17 protein-coding genes and 1 pseudogene are annotated in these 17,176 nt (G+C 35.8%); 9 read left to right on the top strand and 9 right to left on the bottom strand.

Annotated elements, in window-relative coordinates:
- The first annotated feature begins 102 nt into the window (after window positions 1-102).
- On the top strand, window positions 103-297 hold the full coding sequence (locus CWO92_RS00395) for a hypothetical protein (RefSeq protein WP_101352210.1): 195 nt from the start codon (window positions 103-105) through the stop codon (window positions 295-297).
- A gap of 352 nt (window positions 298-649) precedes the next feature.
- Here the strand turns inward: CWO92_RS00395 and CWO92_RS26470 are convergent.
- A pseudogene (locus CWO92_RS26470) lies at window positions 650-774 on the bottom strand (alcohol dehydrogenase catalytic domain-containing protein); the annotation flags it as partial.
- Window positions 775-1,005: 231 nt separating this feature from the next.
- Between CWO92_RS26470 and CWO92_RS00400 the strand changes: the two are divergent.
- Entirely contained in the window at window positions 1,006-1,203 is a 198-nt protein-coding gene (locus CWO92_RS00400) for a DUF6366 family protein (RefSeq protein WP_233269782.1), read from the top strand.
- Window positions 1,204-1,662: 459 nt separating this feature from the next.
- A complete protein-coding gene (locus CWO92_RS00405; RefSeq protein WP_101352212.1) occupies window positions 1,663-2,472 on the top strand; it encodes an alpha/beta fold hydrolase in 810 nt (269 codons plus the stop codon).
- 174 nt (window positions 2,473-2,646) lie between these two features.
- Here CWO92_RS00405 and CWO92_RS00410 read toward each other — a convergent pair whose 3' ends face one another.
- Window positions 2,647-3,306 carry a cell wall hydrolase gene (locus tag CWO92_RS00410; protein ID WP_101352213.1) on the bottom strand — a complete coding sequence of 220 codons (660 nt, stop codon included), beginning with the start codon at window positions 3,304-3,306 and terminating at the stop codon, window positions 2,647-2,649.
- A gap of 551 nt (window positions 3,307-3,857) precedes the next feature.
- On the opposite strand from CWO92_RS00410, the gene CWO92_RS00415 reads away from it, so the two are divergent.
- The 3 genes from CWO92_RS00415 (at window position 3,858) to CWO92_RS00420 (ending at window position 5,610) form a co-directional block, all read left to right on the top strand.
- Window positions 3,858-4,358, top strand: a complete 501-nt coding sequence (locus tag CWO92_RS00415) for an LURP-one-related/scramblase family protein (RefSeq protein ID WP_101352214.1) — start codon at window positions 3,858-3,860, stop codon at window positions 4,356-4,358.
- Between the two features lie 273 nt (window positions 4,359-4,631).
- Window positions 4,632-4,769: a hypothetical protein gene (locus CWO92_RS25180; protein ID WP_158175777.1), complete on the top strand. Its 138-nt coding sequence runs from the start codon at window positions 4,632-4,634 to the stop codon at window positions 4,767-4,769.
- 133 nt (window positions 4,770-4,902) lie between these two features.
- Window positions 4,903-5,610, top strand: a complete 708-nt coding sequence (locus tag CWO92_RS00420; protein WP_101352215.1) for a DNA alkylation repair protein — start codon at window positions 4,903-4,905, stop codon at window positions 5,608-5,610.
- Between the two features lie 466 nt (window positions 5,611-6,076).
- Here CWO92_RS00420 and CWO92_RS00425 read toward each other — a convergent pair whose 3' ends face one another.
- Together CWO92_RS00425 and CWO92_RS00430 are read right to left on the bottom strand one after the other, a co-directional pair.
- Window positions 6,077-6,403, bottom strand: coding sequence for an antibiotic biosynthesis monooxygenase family protein (locus CWO92_RS00425; RefSeq protein ID WP_235851548.1), 327 nt, complete (start codon window positions 6,401-6,403; stop codon window positions 6,077-6,079).
- A 209-nt stretch (window positions 6,404-6,612) separates the two neighbouring features.
- On the bottom strand, window positions 6,613-7,446 hold the full coding sequence (locus tag CWO92_RS00430) for a MerR family transcriptional regulator (protein WP_101352217.1): 834 nt from the start codon (window positions 7,444-7,446) through the stop codon (window positions 6,613-6,615).
- A 122-nt stretch (window positions 7,447-7,568) separates the two neighbouring features.
- Between CWO92_RS00430 and norA the strand changes: the two genes are divergently transcribed.
- Window positions 7,569-8,762, top strand: a complete 1,194-nt coding sequence (gene norA, locus CWO92_RS00435) for a multidrug efflux MFS transporter NorA (RefSeq protein WP_367593477.1) — start codon at window positions 7,569-7,571, stop codon at window positions 8,760-8,762.
- Between the two features lie 404 nt (window positions 8,763-9,166).
- Here the strand turns inward: norA and CWO92_RS00440 are convergent, their stop codons facing one another.
- The 5 genes from CWO92_RS00440 to CWO92_RS00460 form a co-directional block, all read right to left on the bottom strand.
- A complete protein-coding gene (locus tag CWO92_RS00440; RefSeq protein ID WP_101352219.1) occupies window positions 9,167-9,538 on the bottom strand; it encodes a hypothetical protein in 372 nt (123 codons plus the stop codon).
- Window positions 9,539-9,781: 243 nt separating this feature from the next.
- Entirely contained in the window at window positions 9,782-10,783 is a 1,002-nt protein-coding gene (locus CWO92_RS00445; RefSeq protein WP_101352220.1) for a hypothetical protein, read from the bottom strand.
- Entirely contained in the window at window positions 10,780-11,724 is a 945-nt protein-coding gene (locus CWO92_RS00450) for an ABC transporter permease subunit (protein WP_101352221.1), read from the bottom strand. The genes CWO92_RS00445 and CWO92_RS00450 overlap by 4 nt, the downstream gene beginning before the upstream one ends.
- A 215-nt stretch (window positions 11,725-11,939) precedes the next feature.
- A complete protein-coding gene (locus tag CWO92_RS00455) occupies window positions 11,940-13,520 on the bottom strand; it encodes an ATP-binding protein (protein ID WP_101352222.1) in 1,581 nt (526 codons plus the stop codon).
- Between the two features lie 175 nt (window positions 13,521-13,695).
- On the bottom strand, window positions 13,696-14,577 hold the full coding sequence (locus CWO92_RS00460; RefSeq protein ID WP_101352223.1) for a LysR family transcriptional regulator: 882 nt from the start codon (window positions 14,575-14,577) through the stop codon (window positions 13,696-13,698).
- Between the two features lie 163 nt (window positions 14,578-14,740).
- Here CWO92_RS00460 and hpaI point away from each other — a divergent pair, with 163 nt between their 5' ends.
- Window positions 14,741-15,667, top strand: coding sequence for a 2,4-dihydroxyhept-2-ene-1,7-dioic acid aldolase (gene hpaI / locus CWO92_RS00465; RefSeq protein WP_101352224.1), 927 nt, complete (start codon window positions 14,741-14,743; stop codon window positions 15,665-15,667).
- Between the two features lie 14 nt (window positions 15,668-15,681).
- Window positions 15,682-17,163 carry a 5-carboxymethyl-2-hydroxymuconate semialdehyde dehydrogenase gene (gene hpaE / locus CWO92_RS00470; protein ID WP_101352225.1) on the top strand — a complete coding sequence of 494 codons (1,482 nt, stop codon included), beginning with the start codon at window positions 15,682-15,684 and terminating at the stop codon, window positions 17,161-17,163.
- The last annotated feature ends 13 nt before the right edge of the window (window positions 17,164-17,176 follow it).

Consider the following 17,176-nt stretch of genomic DNA (forward strand, 5'->3'; position numbering starts at 1 on the left):
AGGATTTATTAAAGGAAAGGTACTTTTCTTATCGGTTGCATAAGAATGCTTCAAAACCAATATGATAAGAAGTAAAAGTCCTTACGAAGGAGTGTTGATGGTATGGTCCTATTTAATAAGATTGCTTTATTTTTTGTATTGTTTTACTCAGCGATAATTCTGGTTAATACCTATATTGGTGAGACGGAGCGGGCTCAATCCAATGTAATTTACTTATTAATGAACGGCTTTGCTTACATTGTCTCTGCAATGGAAGTTGAAAAAGAAAAGCCGCTTTTAGAGATAAACAATCTATAAAGTATAATGGCGGTTTTTCAGGTAGCTTTTCTTTCAATAATTCTTTGTTAGGGATTGATAAAAGGCTTTTTCTAAACAAATACGAAATAGTTTTAAAACGAGAACCTTTAGCAATGATTTTTGGTATGTATGGGAATGGTAGGTGTAAGCCATTATTATGGCGAACACCTCTTTTTTTATAATGTGAGAAAGAAGCGAAAAGGCACAGGGCTTATAAAAAAGTCCAAAAGATGAAGTAGTTAATGTTTGGAAAAGGAAACGCAGGAATTTAAAACAGGATTATTTCATTAAACCTCGAATGTAATAAACAGATGATTAATAAATTTGTTATGTCCGAAGTCATACAGCATACAAGATCTGTACGGCTAGCCCCACATGCTTTGATTTTTACTAAAACTTCTCCATATTTCAAAGTAGGCTACGGCACTCTTTAATATCTAATTGCTTTTTGAATTCCTTTACAACAGCAGCCTTCATTTCTCCTAGTTTTTTAGATTCATTTTTTAAAATGCAATTATTGTACCAACTCTATGAAACAAACTTGGACCGAAATTTTGGCACAATCCGCCAATTTAGCCGGCTAAAAGAGCTGGAGAAATGAAGAATACCGTAAATATAGTTTAGTACGGAAGGAAAATGATGTGAGAAGGATAATATTTAATTTCCGGAGAATAAATTTTCATAATGAAAAATATAGGGGGGAAATTGGTGAATAAGGGTGATGAACAAGAGAAAAGACAGAACCAAGAGAATAAAGAAAATCCAATGGGTAATTTAGGAGACGCTATAAATCGTTCAATGTCGGGTGACATGCGGGCTTTAACCGGAGGTGGCTGTCTTACAAAGATTTTCACAGTAGTGATTGCTATTGCCGGAATACTTATCCTTTCTCGCTGTTCTTATTAAGGTTATTCATTTGGATGCTAATATGAAGTGTTGCCTGTTTGTTGTATGTTACGGAACTCCGAGAGTTGGATAGATGGTGCTGGTTTGAAAATTTTGATCCCCGTTGGAGAGTAATCGTACCTGATAGGGAATGAAACTTTCCAATCACATTAACAATCGGAGCTGGAGGATATCCCAACATGCTGTCGGAGAAAATAAGTTGCTCAAAAAATATATAGATACCATTAAGAGTGGACACTTGAAATAGGGTTTTCATGTCTATAGGATTTTTTCATGAGAATACCTTTCTAGATAAAATCTTTGAGGAAAATGGATTAGATATAATATCTGGTGATTCAAGGTATCTAACAATGAACAAACTGTTAGTTAAGTTATTTATGTTATTCCGAATTTTTATTATTTCGTATATGCTTGATTTATAGATTGAAACTTATGTTTAAAGAAAGGGGGAATAACCGCATGTCGATTTACTATAAAGTAATTGGTGAAGGATATCCCATCGTTATGCTGCATGGATGGACACTTGACCATCAAGTGATGTTACATGCAATGGAACCGTTATTCGAGAAAAGAAGTGGTTGGAAGAGAATATACATAGACTTACCAGGTATGGGACAATCAGACCCGCAACCCTCAATTCAGAACTCGGATGATATGTTAGAGGCTGTGTTACGTCTCCTGGACGAGCTTATCGCTGATCAACCATTTATTATTTGCGGTAATTCATATGGCGGGTATATGGCTAGAGGTATTGCCCATTTTCGGGAAGCTAACATTCGCGGATTATTTCTGATGGCACCCATGATTATACCTGAATTCGAGCACAGAGAAGTACCAGTACAGAAGGTTCTAAAAAGAGATATCAATCTTATATCAAATTTGTCGCCAGAGGAGGCTGATGAATTTTGCTCGATGGGGGTAGTGCAAGGTCAGACTGAATGGGAGAGGTTTCGGAATGAAATTTTACTTCCTTCTAAACAAACAAATGAAAAATTCCTAGAGCATATTCGTAACAATGGGTATGGCTTTACCTTCGATATTTCATCAAGACTTGAGTATCCCACATTAATTATCACTGGACGTCAGGACCATGTAGTCGGATACCAGGATGCCTGGAGGCTAATCGAGGATTACCCAAGAGCAACTTTTGCAGTGCTTGATATGGCTGGTCATAATCTACAAATTGAACAAGCCGATGTATTTAATACATTAGTGCATAATTGGTTAAACAGACTTGAATTGGAAAATTTTAACGCAGCAATCCGATGAAATATCTTTGGGTATCTTAAAGCGATGTGAAAGAACATTAGGACTGTAATAGTTTTATTAAGCTCAAATCAATAACTAAAAACCCCCTAAGTTGGATTATCCATTTTAGGGGGCAGATTTTTATGTCATTAATGGGAAGAATAATAATAGATATATACAAAGTTGGGGTATTTTTTATTTTGCAAACACATGATTTCCTATTGTTGTCACAACATCTCTGCTGCGAATCCAAGTATCTGTTGCAATCTCTGGGTTATAAAAATAAACGGAATCATGTAAACGATCCTTGCTTTTTAAAGCTACCTCGGCAGCTTTTTTAGCATCTTTGGATGCAGGCTTTTTAATCTGCCCATTTTGTACAGGAGAAAAGGCATAGCAATCCCCAACCTTTTGTTGTATGACGCCCGTTATCGTATCTGGAAATTCAGGAGATTTCAGACGATTTAATACTACGGTTGCAACGGCCACCTTTCCTTTAAAAGGTTCGCCTTTTGCCTCAGCTTGAACCAAGCGCGCAAGTAGATCCTTCTCTTTGCTTGAAATCTTTATAGAATATTCTTCTTTCATTTTTTCCTTTTTCCCTTTATCCTGTTTTCTTTTTTCCTTTTCTTGTTTTATTACTTTGTCCTGAATTTTATCGTGAGTCATTGATAATTTTTGAATATCAAATCCTGCTTGTTGTATTTTCGTTTCTTGCTTTTCCTTTATTAAAAGGTTTTCTATCTTAACGGAATGTTCTCCAGTAAAAGCCTCTGCGGTTCTATTTTGGATGCCAATTAAAGTAGTTGTAGCAACACATGCTACAACTACCACCTTCATGTATATGTTTTTCATGGATGCTACCTCCTGTAAATGATCTTCTATCACATTATCACAGGCCTGTAACATATTTACAGAACGGCTAGTTTACATTTCTTTTTAATTTAATGACAACACTACAAAATCGGAACAACTATGACTTTTTTACTACATATTTGTTATATTTAATCCAAAAATTATAAAACGAAGGAAAACGTTGGGGTTAGTTCCAGGCATCAAAAACATGACAAGTCCCAATTAGAACGAAACCTGTATAGCTAAATGATTGTAATTATTCATTGTTAAGGTCAGTTCGAATTTTATGTTGAGAGTGTTTATGGAGATTGCAAGAAGTAATCCATACAAATACCTTGGATTTTAAACAATGAAATATATAATCAAACAGTTCTTGAACTAACATGCAATAAAAGAAGGATAAGGATAAAGCATTGTAGAATTTGTAATGAAAAGTGGATTTTGGCCAGCTTGGCTAGCTACTGGTAAGCAGTGATTAATAAATGGAATAGAGTTCCAGTTAGAACAATATAAAACGACTAGCATTATGCTATATCAAAGGGGGGATAATCATGAAGCAATTCTATATAAAGCAAAAGGTATTGAGTCTAAGTGGAAAATTTGCAGTAAAGGATGAGCAGGAGAGGGATATTTATTTCGTGGAGGGCAGTTTTCTGCAAATTCCAAAGACTTTCTCCATAATGAATACAAAAAGAGAAGAAGTTGGGCTCATTACAAAAAAGGTGTTCAGTTTTTTGCCAAAGTTCTTTGTTGAGGTCAATGGTCGAGAAGTATTAACCATTAAGAAGGAGTTTTCTTTTTTGAAAGCACGTTATACGATTGAAGCTGCAGACATTGAAGTACATGGCAATTGGTGGGATATGAATTTTCAGGTATTCCAGCATGGTGAACCAGTGGGAAAAGTAAGTAAGGAATGGTTCACTTGGGGGGATAGCTATAAGGTTCAAATAATGACTGAAGAGATGGAGACCATCATTATTGCGCTCGTGGTTGCAATTGATTGTGTGAAGGCTGACCAGGTAGCGGCAACTTCCGCATCAACAACTTATTAAATAGAATGGGAAGGGGTTTCTTACATTATAAAATTAGTGGTTTTCTTTTCCTCCAAAATCACAAAAATACTTTGAATATACACCTACCTAAGGGTTGGTATCGACCTTTAAAAAACCATCCCTTTTGAATTTACACTAGTCTAGTAAGTTGGAGGTACTTTTTTTCTACTGTTGAACATGTTATTTAGTGAAGATGCTCCGATATTGAATTTGCATTGCTAAGGAGGGCCATAATAATGGTATTAATTAGTTTAGTATAGGAGGATGATCGTCATGAAAAAGCATGAAAATGTTACAAATGAAGAGTATAGTACTGCCCTATACGAAGAAGAGGATGTAAATGGTGAAAACGGACAAAGTCCACACAATAAAGTCCAATCTTTTGATGGAGAGCAACTATCTGATGACTGAGCTTCTTTTATAAAAAAGTTTTATCATTTAAATTAAAAATTGAACTCTATAATAAAGGATGAAAGATCAGTAAAGATATATACATTAATGGTCTATATTAGAATGAGTATGGTTGAGGGAGGGAATGCAAGATATGGAATTCGAAACCGTTATGCAAGAACTGGAAGCCCTGGGGAAGGAACGAACGAAAAAAATATACATATCCAACGGTGCACACGACCCACTTTTCGGAGTTGCTACCGGTGCAATGAAACCAATCGCTAAGAAAATAAAAACAAATCAGAGTTTAGCTGAAAAGCTTTATGCCACGGGTAACTATGATGCAATGTACTTTGCAGGAATTATTGCAGACCCAAAAGCAATGAATGAGTCGGATTTTGATCGTTGGATGGATGGAGCATATTTTTATATGCTGTCTGATTTTGTGGTGGCTGTAACTCTATCAGAGTCAGATATTTCACAAGCAGTTGCGGATAAATGGATTTCTAGCGGTAGTGAACTGAGGATGTCAGCGGGATGGAGTTGTTACTGCTGGCTTTTAGGTAATCGCAAAGACAGCGAGTTTTCTGAAATTAAGATTTCTAATATGCTGGATACGGTGAAGAATTCGATTCAGGATGCACCGGATAGAACAAAATCCGCTATGAATAATTTTCTATACACCGTGGGGATCTCATATTTGCCTTTACATGAAAAGGCGGTCGAGATCGCGAAGGAAATTGGTATAGTTGAAATCAAACGAGACAAGAAAAAAAGCAGTATCCTAAACGCTTACGATAGTATCCAAAAAGAGATTGAAAGAGGGCGGATTGGTTTTAAACGCAAATATGTAAGATGTTAATAATTTATTTGTATGGAGTGTGATCCAAGCGGAGGCACTCTTTTTGTTGAAGTTTCCAGCATGAGATCTAAGAAAGAGGAGGATGCCTCTGACGGGATTCGAACCCGCACTCCTTTCGTAAGCATAGGCTAGGGGAGAACACGCTTCCCTACGGACTTACACCGACAGGAATTTCACCTGTCTCAGCTAATTTGCTTTTCGGTGCTTCTGAAACCCTTGCCTTGCGACCCGGTGATGCAATTGTTTTCCGGCGCTCTTCCCTTCTAGAGCTACAGAGGCGTTTAATAAAAATATATGGCGAGGAATTGTAAAAATGAATCTTCTTTCGGGAGTTATATCTGCTACTTCCCTCATATTTATACGAGAAATAAAAGTGGAAAGGAAACCATAATGAACGTTGGATATGCGGTGATATCATGATTTCCCACGATTATAAAATAAAAATATTTTTTCAAGATCACAAATTTTAATTTGTTTTTTCTAGTTCATCATAAACTTCATAGGACTGCAGTGTTTTCTTAAAAGCAGAAGTAGGCTTAACACCAGTTTCTTTTTGCTGTTGGCGTTGGGCTTTATGTTCAGCAACATGTTCATCTCTAGATATCCATGTCTTAAAATCTTCTTGTTTTTCCCACTTCGATACAAATACATACTCAATAGTATCCTTTTTTTCTTTTCTCCAGCATTCATATGAAACTAATCCTTCAGCACCTTGAATATCCTGTTTATTCTTTTTTGCTTTAGCTTTTAAACGTTCTTCATGGGATTTTTCTGCTTCAAAACGGGCATTCATGACAAACAAATATAACCCTCCTCAAATATCTTTTCTATTTATTATATATATAATGATAATCATTATCAATTAAATTAATTTTTTCTCCAGCACTTAACGCATGTGCCTTTTGACTTTCCAATAGTTTTAAGAACCATTTCTGATATTTTTTGATGTAACGGGGCTTCCTAACTTAAAAGCAGAATATTTGAAGCCTCATAAAGAAGAGATTAATTTTCCATTTGATTAACTTGTATTAAAATTTTGGTGACGAACTGTTCCTTATGATTCACGACAACAGTATCGTAAATATATTCTTCAAAAACATAATCTCCTAAGGCTAAATTTAAACGTTCCATCTCAGTGAAAAGTCGCTTATATGTCTTATGTATCGTTTTCTCGTCCCCTATGTGATATCCACAGAGAAATTCCCCCTTTACACTGGTGAAATACGGATATCCTTCCTTTGGATTTGGTTGTTCAATATATAAATAGCTATAATTTGTGAATTCTCCTTTCAGAATTTGCTCCCGTTTTGTTATAACCCCGATGGGATAACCCGTATCGAGTTGCAATACATCTAACTCATTAATAAAATCTGAAACAACTGCTACAAATTCGTCTGCAGTTATATTTTCAATATTTCTGCTTAAATAAAGTGTTGCATCTGGTAATTGTTCAAGCGTAATTTGATTGAAATCAAGACGTAATGCTTCTTCCATTAATGCTATTTTTGTCTCGATAATTTTTTCTTTTATTTCGATTTCCTGACGTTTTTTCACAATCTCTTCTCTTTTTTGATACATGATGGATAAAAAACCTTCCGGCGATTTGTTTTGCGTATATTGTTGTATATCGTTTAGCGACATACCAAGATCCTTTAATAAATCGATAACAATAAATAGTTCTATTTGGCGAATCGAATAATAACGATAACCTTTTTCGTTTTTATATTCAGGAGAGAAAAGCCCGATTTGATCGTAAAAAAAGAGTGTCTGTTTATTTACTTTGCAAAGCTTTGCGAATTCCCCTGTCGTTAAATATTTTCCCTTTTTTTTATTCATTTTTACCATTCCTCCTTGACTATATAGTTACTATATACAATAGGATGGGAATTGTAAAAAATAAAAACAATACTTGTTATTGTACGGTTGCGGTATCTAGTTTGTTAAGGAGAATGGAAAAGATGAAAACTCAAAAACTTACTTTAGGATTATTATTAATGAATTTATTTATAGCTTTTTTGGGAATCGGTCTTGTTATCCCGGTGTTACCCACATTGATGAATGAATTAGGTATTTCTGGAACAACGGTTGGTTATTTAACAGCAACATTTGCCATTGCGCAATTGATTGTTTCACCCTTTGCAGGGAAAGCAGTTGATAAATTGGGTAGAAAAATTATGATTGTCATTGGCCTATTTATTTTCGGAATCTCAGAATTTTTATTTGGAATCGGAAGAGAAATTGAAGTACTATTTATTTCTCGTGCCTTGGGGGGAATTAGTGCGGCATTCATTATGCCTGCTGCTACAGCTTTCATTGCTGATATTACCAATTCGGATACACGTCCGAAAGCGCTAGGATATATGTCAGCGGCAATCAGTACTGGATTTATTGTTGGTCCAGGTATTGGTGGATTCTTAGCGGAATTTGGAACACGCATCCCGTTCTTCACAGCAGGGGTACTTGGTGCCATTGCAGCTATACTTTCCATTGTTTTATTATCTGAGCCAAATCGTAATGAAGATAATAATGAACAAATTTCAGATGGTAAGAATGGTCTCAAACGTATAGTTGCTCCAAAATATTTCATTGCGTTTATATTAATTTTTATTGCCTCATTTGGCTTAGCAGCTTTTGAATCATTCTTTAGTCTTTTTGTGGATCATAAATTTCAATTTAAGCCGTCCGATATAGCTATTGTTATTACAGGCGGTGCGATTTTTGGTGCAATATCACAAGTGGCGCTCTTTGATAGGCTTACACGAATGTGGGGCGAAATTAAACTTATTCGATATTGCTTAATACTATCGGCATTACTTGTCTTTTTAATGACTGTAGTTCATTCATACTTCTCTGTTTTACTTGTTACATTTATCGTTTTTGTGGGATTTGATTTGTTCCGGCCGGCGGTTACTTCTTACCTTTCCAATATCGCTGGAAACGAACAAGGGTTTGTTGGAGGAATGAACTCTATGTTTACAAGTCTAGCGAATATTAGTGGACCTATTTTAGGAGGAATATTATTTGATATAGATATTAACTATCCTTACTACTTTGCGACGGTGATATTATTTTTAGGCATAGTTATTACATGGTTCTGGAAGAAGCCGGTAAATGATTCTTTAAACGAAGTGAAGGCTAGTGTTGATAATTAAGGATGTTGATATAAGCTTACTATTTAAAATGTAAGCATGTCCTGAAAAAACTTGAAGTTCCTATCTTAACATGGGCGATTTTCTAATCACACTTCACGAATTTGGGCGAGAGTATATTCTCAGTGGTATCAATCTTCCAACTATCAAGTAATGGTAGAACCAGAAATCTTGAAGATTAAAAGAAGAAATTTATCATCACTATCAGTAAAGAGCGAACTCTGGATACAAGTGATTAAAAAATAACTTAGACTTTCCTCAGCGAGCTGTTTTGACAGCTCGTTTTTTAACAGGCAGAATGCTTAGACAATCGGCTGTTGGTCGTATTTATAATACGATAGAAAGCTTTGAGGAAGTGATCTAAACGAATTTGGGAGGTTTTTATTGAGAAAATGATTGCTGGTCGCTTATTGTTTCTCTTTTTTCCACGATTCACAAATAAACCTGGCTTCGGATGTCAGCCACTGCATGGCGGAAGGTTTTTCGAAAAGTACATGATGCTTTAAAAATAATCGTTTCGCATAGGGAAGACTCATTTCACGAATCGATTGATTTATAAGATTTAATATATTTTTTTCCACTTGTGATAAGTCTTGTTCACTTCTCGATTGTTCTTCCTGCATAATTTTAAGTAATTGCTTTGCATTACTGTTTAATAACTGATAATTCTTATATTCCTTGAGATGGCTCCATTCTTTTTCGATTAATGAGCGTGCCTTAGAATAATTATTCTGGTTCGAATAATGATTGATTAGATTTATGGTGGGAGTTATTCTCACATTCTTGCTCCTTGTATTTATTATCTGTAAGTAAATATACCTAAATATTCTGTTGATTTAAATAGTTAAATAGAACTATAAAATAGAAAATAAATGTAAAAAATAAAGAAATCTAGCCGTTGGCTAGATTTCTTCAAGTAGAAAGTTTCCTCAAAGGAAGGTATAGAATCATCTATATAATATATTTTAGTTGATCAATGTTAAGAACCTATAAAAAATCGATAAAAAGTTAATTACATTTTATTACTTAGACAATTCTTTTCCATGTTTGGCGAAATAATTTAAGAAAGAACGCTTTCTGCTAAACATGCTTTCTTTTTGTGAAATAAATCCTTTTTGTTTTAATAAGGAATACTGCATAATTCCTTTTCCAAACGTTATAAAGGAAAAAATCGTAAAGGTAATGCAAATACATGCAAATATTGGCACCCAAGGACAGTTATTTATATCATTGAAGGTGTTAGCCAAAAAGGTCGGCCAGGCAATGGAAGTATTCTCAATCTGATAAAATGCGATATGCGTGCCTGGTATACCGCCCACTTGGGTGAGTTTTTGTGCCACGAAAATATTGAAAAAACCTAGCTGTCCTAATAAAAATAACATATTCCCCATATGAAGAATAAAATAGGAGAGCCATTGTGAAAAACAGCCCGGTACATAGTACCATCTCCAAAGTCCGGAAATCTTTGTTCCGGATACAATTCCCGCATCATAATAGGCGGTTTGTTGTATTTCCTTAATCGATTTATGTATAAATTCCGCCGCTTTCCCGACCTCTAGAATAATAATTAAGCTAATCATCCATATCGGCCGCTGCTGAGAGAATACGAAAAATGGGATTGTTGTGAGCAACACAACGAAGAAAAATACTGGTATTCTTGAAAATAAATAATTCCATGCTTCTAGTATTTTTCTTAATAATGGTATATGGGCAGATAGCATTCCAAAAGGCAGTGCTAACACAATAGTGATAATCGATATTAATGCTATCTCAATGATAGTTGTCCTTGTTCCTAGAATTAACGCACTATACATATCTCTTCCTTGTGCGTCAGAACCTAATGGATAGCTTTCAGATGGCGGATAGGGAGGGAGAATAAAGTCTAAATTACCGTTATTGCCCAAAGTATAAGTTTTTGAGGCTAGCTGTCTATCAATCTTTGGTAAATAGGGCCCAAAGATAAAGAAAAAAGCAATGATGCTGCATCCGATAATACCAATCCATAGTAGAGGGACCCTTCTCATGTATGCTCATCCTTTCGAACTGGAATAAGAAAATGTTTGATAACTTGGTTCACCCATTGTGCCAATAAAAGGATGATCATAAATTCTAAGCTAAACCCAATTACAGTAGGTGTTTCAATTGGCAGAATCGTATCTGTAGATGCTATCGTATCTTTGATCTTTATAGCTTCCATTAGTCTAGTACCCATTCCGCGATACAATGTCATATATTCTACTATTACCATGGATGATAACAAGGTTAAAATGATAGGCATAAAATGGATTAATATCTTGGACCAGCAATTACGCAATACATGCTTCCAAAGAATAATCGTCTCGGGTAATCCTTTTGCCCTGGCAGTACGGATATAATCCTGATCATCTTCTTCTTTTAATGCTTGAGTAGTATAATTTGCAATGACTGCTGCCGGATACATAGATAAAAATAGAATTGGCAAAAAGATATTATACCAATGTTCAATCCCATACAGCTGAAGATGTGGAAACATTCGATGTATAGTCAACGAAATAATCAGTTCAAGTATGATAATAATGAAAAAATCAGGAATGGATTGTCCTAACCAGGTTGTCCCTTCCCCTAAGACCTTCCACAATCCGCGATTACGCCGATAATCAAAAACGCCTTTCAAAATTCCGATTAGAAAACTGATGATTAAAGCTGGAACCAAAATGGCAATACTTCTTTTTCCATAATGGGCTAGCTCCCATTCAACCGGCTGATGTGCAACTGAAGTTCCTAAGGTTTTATTTTCTTTTACATCTGCTAAATATTGCTGGATATTTTCTTTATAGCCTGACCATGTAAAATGGTAAGACATGTGATCCTTGACACCAATACGTTTTACTTCCATGTCCCTCGGAAGTAGGATAATTAGCACTAAAATAACCATCATGATAATCCATAGAAGCAGACTGGTTGCTAAACGAAGAAGTAATTTCATGAAGAGACTCCTTTCTGCAACAAAGTGAGATTTAAATTATAGCACACTAAAGGGGGAATTTTCATATTTTTTAGATAAAAAGGTCTATTCTATTATTTTTAATGGTACTTATGAAAGAGTAAATAGTACTTATATCTATCGATAGAAAAAAATATCCCTTTCCATAACCGAAACAAGCGGTTATGGAAAGGGAAGCGTATAATGGAATTTCATTTTTAAATATTTGGTAAAGATGGTTGCATGAAGCTTGAATTATTTAATAAATCCGCAAGCGCTAATTGTAAAGTTCCTTTTGTGATTGCTTTTTCATTCAAATTAAGTCCAATCTTTAACATGCTTTTTACAATTTCGGAACGTAAACCAGTGAGCACTGCTTGGCACCCCATCATCGAAATGCCATCTATAATTTGGATTAACTTTTGCATAATGATTCCTTCCATTTGAGCAACACCAGAGAGATCAATAATTAAGTATTGAATATGAGATTTACCAATATGATCTATTACTTTATCTCCGATCGTTTCAATTCTTTTAGAATCAATAGCCCCAATCAATGGAAGAATGCAAATAGTCTCTGAAATAGGGATAATTGGAACAGATAGATTTTCGACTATTTTCATTTGAGACGAGAGAAGTTCATCTTTATACTTTGAATAGCTAATAAAGAAATGGTTTAAGAATTGATCTACCATAGCATTAATATTTTTCTCCATAGAAAAAAAGTCCTCGTTACTAGTCAAATCCCTAATATTGTTCGTATAGTTATAGAGGAACTCCCATAGTGTTCTGCGAATAGCTTGGACCCATTCTAATTTAAAGGCTAACGTTAAAGAGTGCTTGGCCCATGCGATTCCTTCATTCTTTGCAAATTGAATTAATTCGTGCTCTCGATTATCTACTACGAATAAGGTAAGCTTATGAGCATTTTCAATTAGATTGATATTTCCTATTGCCTGAATTTCTGCAATTTTTTCTTTAACATTGGTCGCCTCACATAATAATTGCTCTTCGAAATGTTCTCTGTTTGAAATAAAAAACTCTCTGATTGAGGCATTTTCTGTGTATTCAAGTTCCAATTTAGAAACGCTCCGCTTCGTGATGAGATTTTGAAGAGGTAATATAACGGTAAAGGTAGTTCCGAGATTTTCCTCACTATCTACAATAATTTTTCCACCGTGCTGATATACAACCGAAAATACTTGCGTTAGTCCCATACCTGTTCCATTCTCTTTCGTAGAAAAGAATGGTGTACCCAATAATGATAGTTTTTCTTTTGGTATTCCGATTCCAGTATCACTTATAACCACTGTAACTTCATTTTGAGTAGCAAAATGTTTAATGGTTATGGTACCAGTATCGGTAATGGATTCAATGGCATTTTTAATAAGATTAAAAAATACCTTTTTTAACTGATTTTTTCTGCCAGAAATAGCAGTATCTGCATTTTTAAAATCAGTCACTATATTAATCTTGTATACTTTGTCTTGAAATAAATTTAATATTGTTTCCAACTCAACAGCTAGATGAATTGGCTGAAATGCTTCATCTTCAAGATCCGGCTTGGACACTTGTAATAAATTGTTTAAGGTTACGAGAGCATTGTCTAATTCTGATTGTGCGATATCGATGTATTCTTGTTTGGAATCTTGCTCTAATAGCTGTAGAAAGCCTTTAACTGCAGTTAAGGGATTTCGAACTTCGTGTGCAATTCCCGCGGCAATTTGGCCCACAGATGCTAATTGACTTAAATGAGCTTCTTCATTTATGTCAATTTTCTTAGGTTGACTTTCCTCCATGCCATTCACTCCTAAAAATTACTTTTTAACTATGTTTTAACATATATTTCGAATAATGATATAGTTTTTATCTGACTAATTTTACTAAAATAATCCATTAACGTAAATGGATTTTTTAAATATTTTGAACAACACGACTTTATTCTTATGAATTAAAAGAGAGACAACTTGAAGGTTATTGAAACATTTGGATGAATGATCTAGCATTTTTGGATAAGTATCTATCCTTCTTCCAAACGATGGCTGCCTCGGTTGAAATAGTAGAATCGCTGATATGAAGTACTTTTATATTGTCAGTGGGAAAGGACAAGAGGGTATCTCTTGGAATAATAGTTGCACCGATACCCGCCGATACTAGGGATAAAATCATTGAAACATCTGGGCATTCGCAGACAACCTTTGGTTCAAATCCATGACGTCTGCATTCATTTATTATTAATTCGAATTGTCCATAACCTTGAATACGATGAAGCAGTAACAATGGGAGTTCTTTTAATTCCAGCATACTAATTTCGGTTTTAGTAGATTGCTGTTTTAATAATTCTGCCGGAAGGACAGCTACATATGGATCTTTTGATAAGCGAATATAAGAGAAGTCATTCAAGTCCATGGGAAGTCGTGTAATCCCCACTTCTACTTCTCTACTTTTTAATAACTCACTAATGACAAAGGTGTCACCCTCTCTTAGCTGCAAAGTCACGAGGGGATACTTTTGAAGATATTCTTTAAGCTTTTGTGGCAGATGAGCAAAGCATGATTTTACGGATCCCACGGATAATATTCCGCGCAGGCCTTCATTTGATTCACGTACCTCTTTGATTGTTTCCTCCAATTGTTTGAGTATATTTTGAGCATGTTTATATAGAACTTCACCAGGTTGGGTTAGTTCTAATTTTCTCCCATTTCTTTCGAATAAGGTTACACCTAAATCTTCTTCCAATAGCTTTAGTTGATGGCTGAGTGGAGGTTGTGCTATATGTAATTTCTTTGCGGCACGTGTAATTTGTCCCTCTTGGACAATGGTGGAAAAATAGCGTAATTGCCTAATGTCCATCATTTCTCCTCCTGAATGACATAATTCATATGCATACTTTTTTTATATCTAAAACAAATTTTTTAAATATTTTAAATATATTTTAACATATGATACATTTCGAATGTAAGGGTTTTCAAATATCGATTTTTGAATTCATTCATAATAATTAGGAGGAGTGGAAAAGATGAACCGTTACGAAGAAGCAAGGAAAAAATTGCGAGGATCGATAGCTCCAATCGTTACCCCATTCAACGAAGATTTTACCATTGATTATTTGACTCTGGAAAAACTTATTCACTGGCATATAGAAAGTGGGACACATGGAATTTCTGTTACTGGAACAACGGGTGAACCAAGCTCTTTAACTGTGGATGAGCGTGTCAAAGTAATGGAGACGGCGGCAAAAGCAATAAATAACAGAGTGCCATTTGTCCCCGGAACAGGATCCACCAATCATCAGGAAACCTTATACCTCACGAAAAAAGCCCAAGAATTAGGTGCAGATGCAGCACTTGTGATTGTGCCGTACTACAACAAACCTTCACAACATGCCTTATACAAACATTTTAAAGCCGTTGCTGACTCGGTGGAAATCCCAATCATTGTATATAACATTCCAGGTAGAACTGCAACCAATTTACAGGTCGATACATTAGCAAGACTTACAGAAGACTGTCCAAATATCATCGGTGTGAAAGAATCCAATAAAGATTTTGAACATGTAAATCGTGTGTTACTAAAATGCGGTAGAGATTTTCTTCTATATTCTGGTATTGAATTATTATGTTATCCAATGCTTGCGATTGGCGGAGCCGGCCATATTAGTGCAACAGCAAATATTACACCGGATAAAGTTGCAGAAGTTTATAACGCTTGGGCAGAAGGGGACGTAAAACGAGCTCAAGATCTTCATTTTGAATTAATGGAATTAAACGATGTGCTGTTTAAAGATACCAACCCAGCTCCATTAAAGGCTGCATTGGGAATGATGGGGAAAATCAAACCGGTTCTACGTATGCCAATGGATTTACCATCAGAAGATTTACAAAAAGAAATTCGCTCGGTTTTATCGCACTATGTCGAATTACATGATGAAATCGCTTCAAAATAGCAGGAGGGTTTGGAATGGAGAAATTACAGGATGTAAAACTCTATATCAATGGCCGATTTGTTGACGCTCATTCAGGAAAGACATTCGAAAATCTAAATCCATTTTCGAATGAGGTGATAAATAGAGTTGCTGAAGGGGACAAGAAAGATATCTATGCAGCCGTAGAAGCCGCCGATGCTGCATTCAAAGGCGAATGGGGAAAAATGAAGGTTAGCGAACGACTCAAGTATATTCATAGAATTGCAGATTTAATTGATGAACATATTGAAGAAATAGCTCCCCTTGAATCATTAGATACAGGGCTCCCTATTAGTCAAACAAAAAACATGGTAGCACGTTCAGCACAAAATTTCCGTTTTTACGCGGAAATGGTGTCGAGCCGAATGGTTGGTGAAGCCTACCAAGTAGATGGAGAGTTCTTAAATTATACGATCCATAAGCCGGTTGGTGTTGCAGGATTAATCACTCCGTGGAATGCGCCGTTCATGCTCGAGACATGGAAAATCGCACCGGCATTAGCGACTGGAAATACAGTTGTGCTAAAACCGGGGGAATGGTCGCCGCTGACAGCAAATCGCTTAGCGGAAATCATTGATAAAGCTGAACTTCCAAATGGTGTTTTCAATGTTGTCCATGGCTTTGGAGAATCTGCAGGAGCCTCACTGGTAGCCCATCCGGACGTTAAACTGATTTCTTTTACTGGAGAAACGACGACTGGCTCTGAAATTATTAAAAACGGTGCTGATTCCCTAAAACGTGTTTCGGCTGAATTGGGGGGGAAATCACCAATTATAGTTTTTGAAGATGCCGATTTTGAAAGAGCATTGGATGCAAGTACTTGGGGAATCTTTTCTTTTAACGGAGAAAGATGTACGGCAAACTCGAGACTATTTCTTCATGAATCTATCTATGACAAATTCGTTTCGGCTTTAAAGGAACGTATTTCTAATATTGTCATCGGAGATCCATTACATAAAGAGACAGAGGTCGGCCCATTAATTCATGTTGACCACTTTAATAATGTCAAACATTATCTGGAGATTGCTGTTCAAGAAGGCGCGGAAGTGTTTTCAGGAGCAGTGCCCGAGGAGTTTCACAAAGGAAACTTTATCGCTCCTACACTGCTTTTAAATGTTGAAAATCATATGCGTGTAGCTCAAGAGGAGATTTTCGGGCCGGTAATGACAGTTATGAAGTTTAAAACGGAGGAGGAAGTCATTGAACTTGCAAATGATGTCAAGTATGGATTGGCCGGTTATGTATGGACCAACGATATCAAACGCGGACACCGAGTTGCCCAAGGGATTGACTCAGGAATGATTTGGATTAATTCGCAAAATGTTCGGGATCTCCGCATTCCATTTGGCGGTACAAAGGCAAGCGGCATTGGCCGAGAAGGTGGACATTATGCATTTGATTTTTATACAGAAGTACAGGTCATTCATGTAGCATTAACGGATCATCATATTCCACAATTTGGGAAAAAGAAGAATTAAGAAGGGGGATTCA

Source organism: Heyndrickxia camelliae (assembly GCF_002844575.1).
In the GTDB taxonomy this organism is placed as follows: Bacteria; Bacillota; Bacilli; order Bacillales; family Bacillaceae_C; genus Margalitia; species Margalitia camelliae.

What these genes read in the sequence shown, in the direction of transcription:
- CWO92_RS00395 (WP_101352210.1), top strand. Translation starts at nt 103, where the DNA reads ATGGTCCTATTTAATAAGATTGCTTTATTTTTTGTATTGTTTTACTCA.
- CWO92_RS00405 (WP_101352212.1), top strand. Translation starts at nt 1,663, where the DNA reads ATGTCGATTTACTATAAAGTAATTGGTGAAGGATATCCCATCGTTATG.
- CWO92_RS00410 (WP_101352213.1), bottom strand. Translation starts at nt 3,306, where the DNA reads ATGAAAAACATATACATGAAGGTGGTAGTTGTAGCATGTGTTGCTACA.
- CWO92_RS00415 (WP_101352214.1), top strand. Translation starts at nt 3,858, where the DNA reads ATGAAGCAATTCTATATAAAGCAAAAGGTATTGAGTCTAAGTGGAAAA.
- CWO92_RS25180 (WP_158175777.1), top strand. Translation starts at nt 4,632, where the DNA reads ATGAAAAAGCATGAAAATGTTACAAATGAAGAGTATAGTACTGCCCTA.
- CWO92_RS00420 (WP_101352215.1), top strand. Translation starts at nt 4,903, where the DNA reads ATGGAATTCGAAACCGTTATGCAAGAACTGGAAGCCCTGGGGAAGGAA.
- CWO92_RS00425 (WP_235851548.1), bottom strand. Translation starts at nt 6,403, where the DNA reads ATGAATGCCCGTTTTGAAGCAGAAAAATCCCATGAAGAACGTTTAAAA.
- CWO92_RS00430 (WP_101352217.1), bottom strand. Translation starts at nt 7,446, where the DNA reads ATGAATAAAAAAAAGGGAAAATATTTAACGACAGGGGAATTCGCAAAG.
- norA (WP_367593477.1), top strand. Translation starts at nt 7,569, where the DNA reads ATGAAAACTCAAAAACTTACTTTAGGATTATTATTAATGAATTTATTT.
- CWO92_RS00445 (WP_101352220.1), bottom strand. Translation starts at nt 10,783, where the DNA reads ATGAGAAGGGTCCCTCTACTATGGATTGGTATTATCGGATGCAGCATC.
- CWO92_RS00450 (WP_101352221.1), bottom strand. Translation starts at nt 11,724, where the DNA reads ATGAAATTACTTCTTCGTTTAGCAACCAGTCTGCTTCTATGGATTATC.
- CWO92_RS00455 (WP_101352222.1), bottom strand. Translation starts at nt 13,520, where the DNA reads ATGGAGGAAAGTCAACCTAAGAAAATTGACATAAATGAAGAAGCTCAT.
- CWO92_RS00460 (WP_101352223.1), bottom strand. Translation starts at nt 14,577, where the DNA reads ATGATGGACATTAGGCAATTACGCTATTTTTCCACCATTGTCCAAGAG.
- hpaI (WP_101352224.1), top strand. Translation starts at nt 14,741, where the DNA reads ATGAACCGTTACGAAGAAGCAAGGAAAAAATTGCGAGGATCGATAGCT.
- hpaE (WP_101352225.1), top strand. Translation starts at nt 15,682, where the DNA reads ATGGAGAAATTACAGGATGTAAAACTCTATATCAATGGCCGATTTGTT.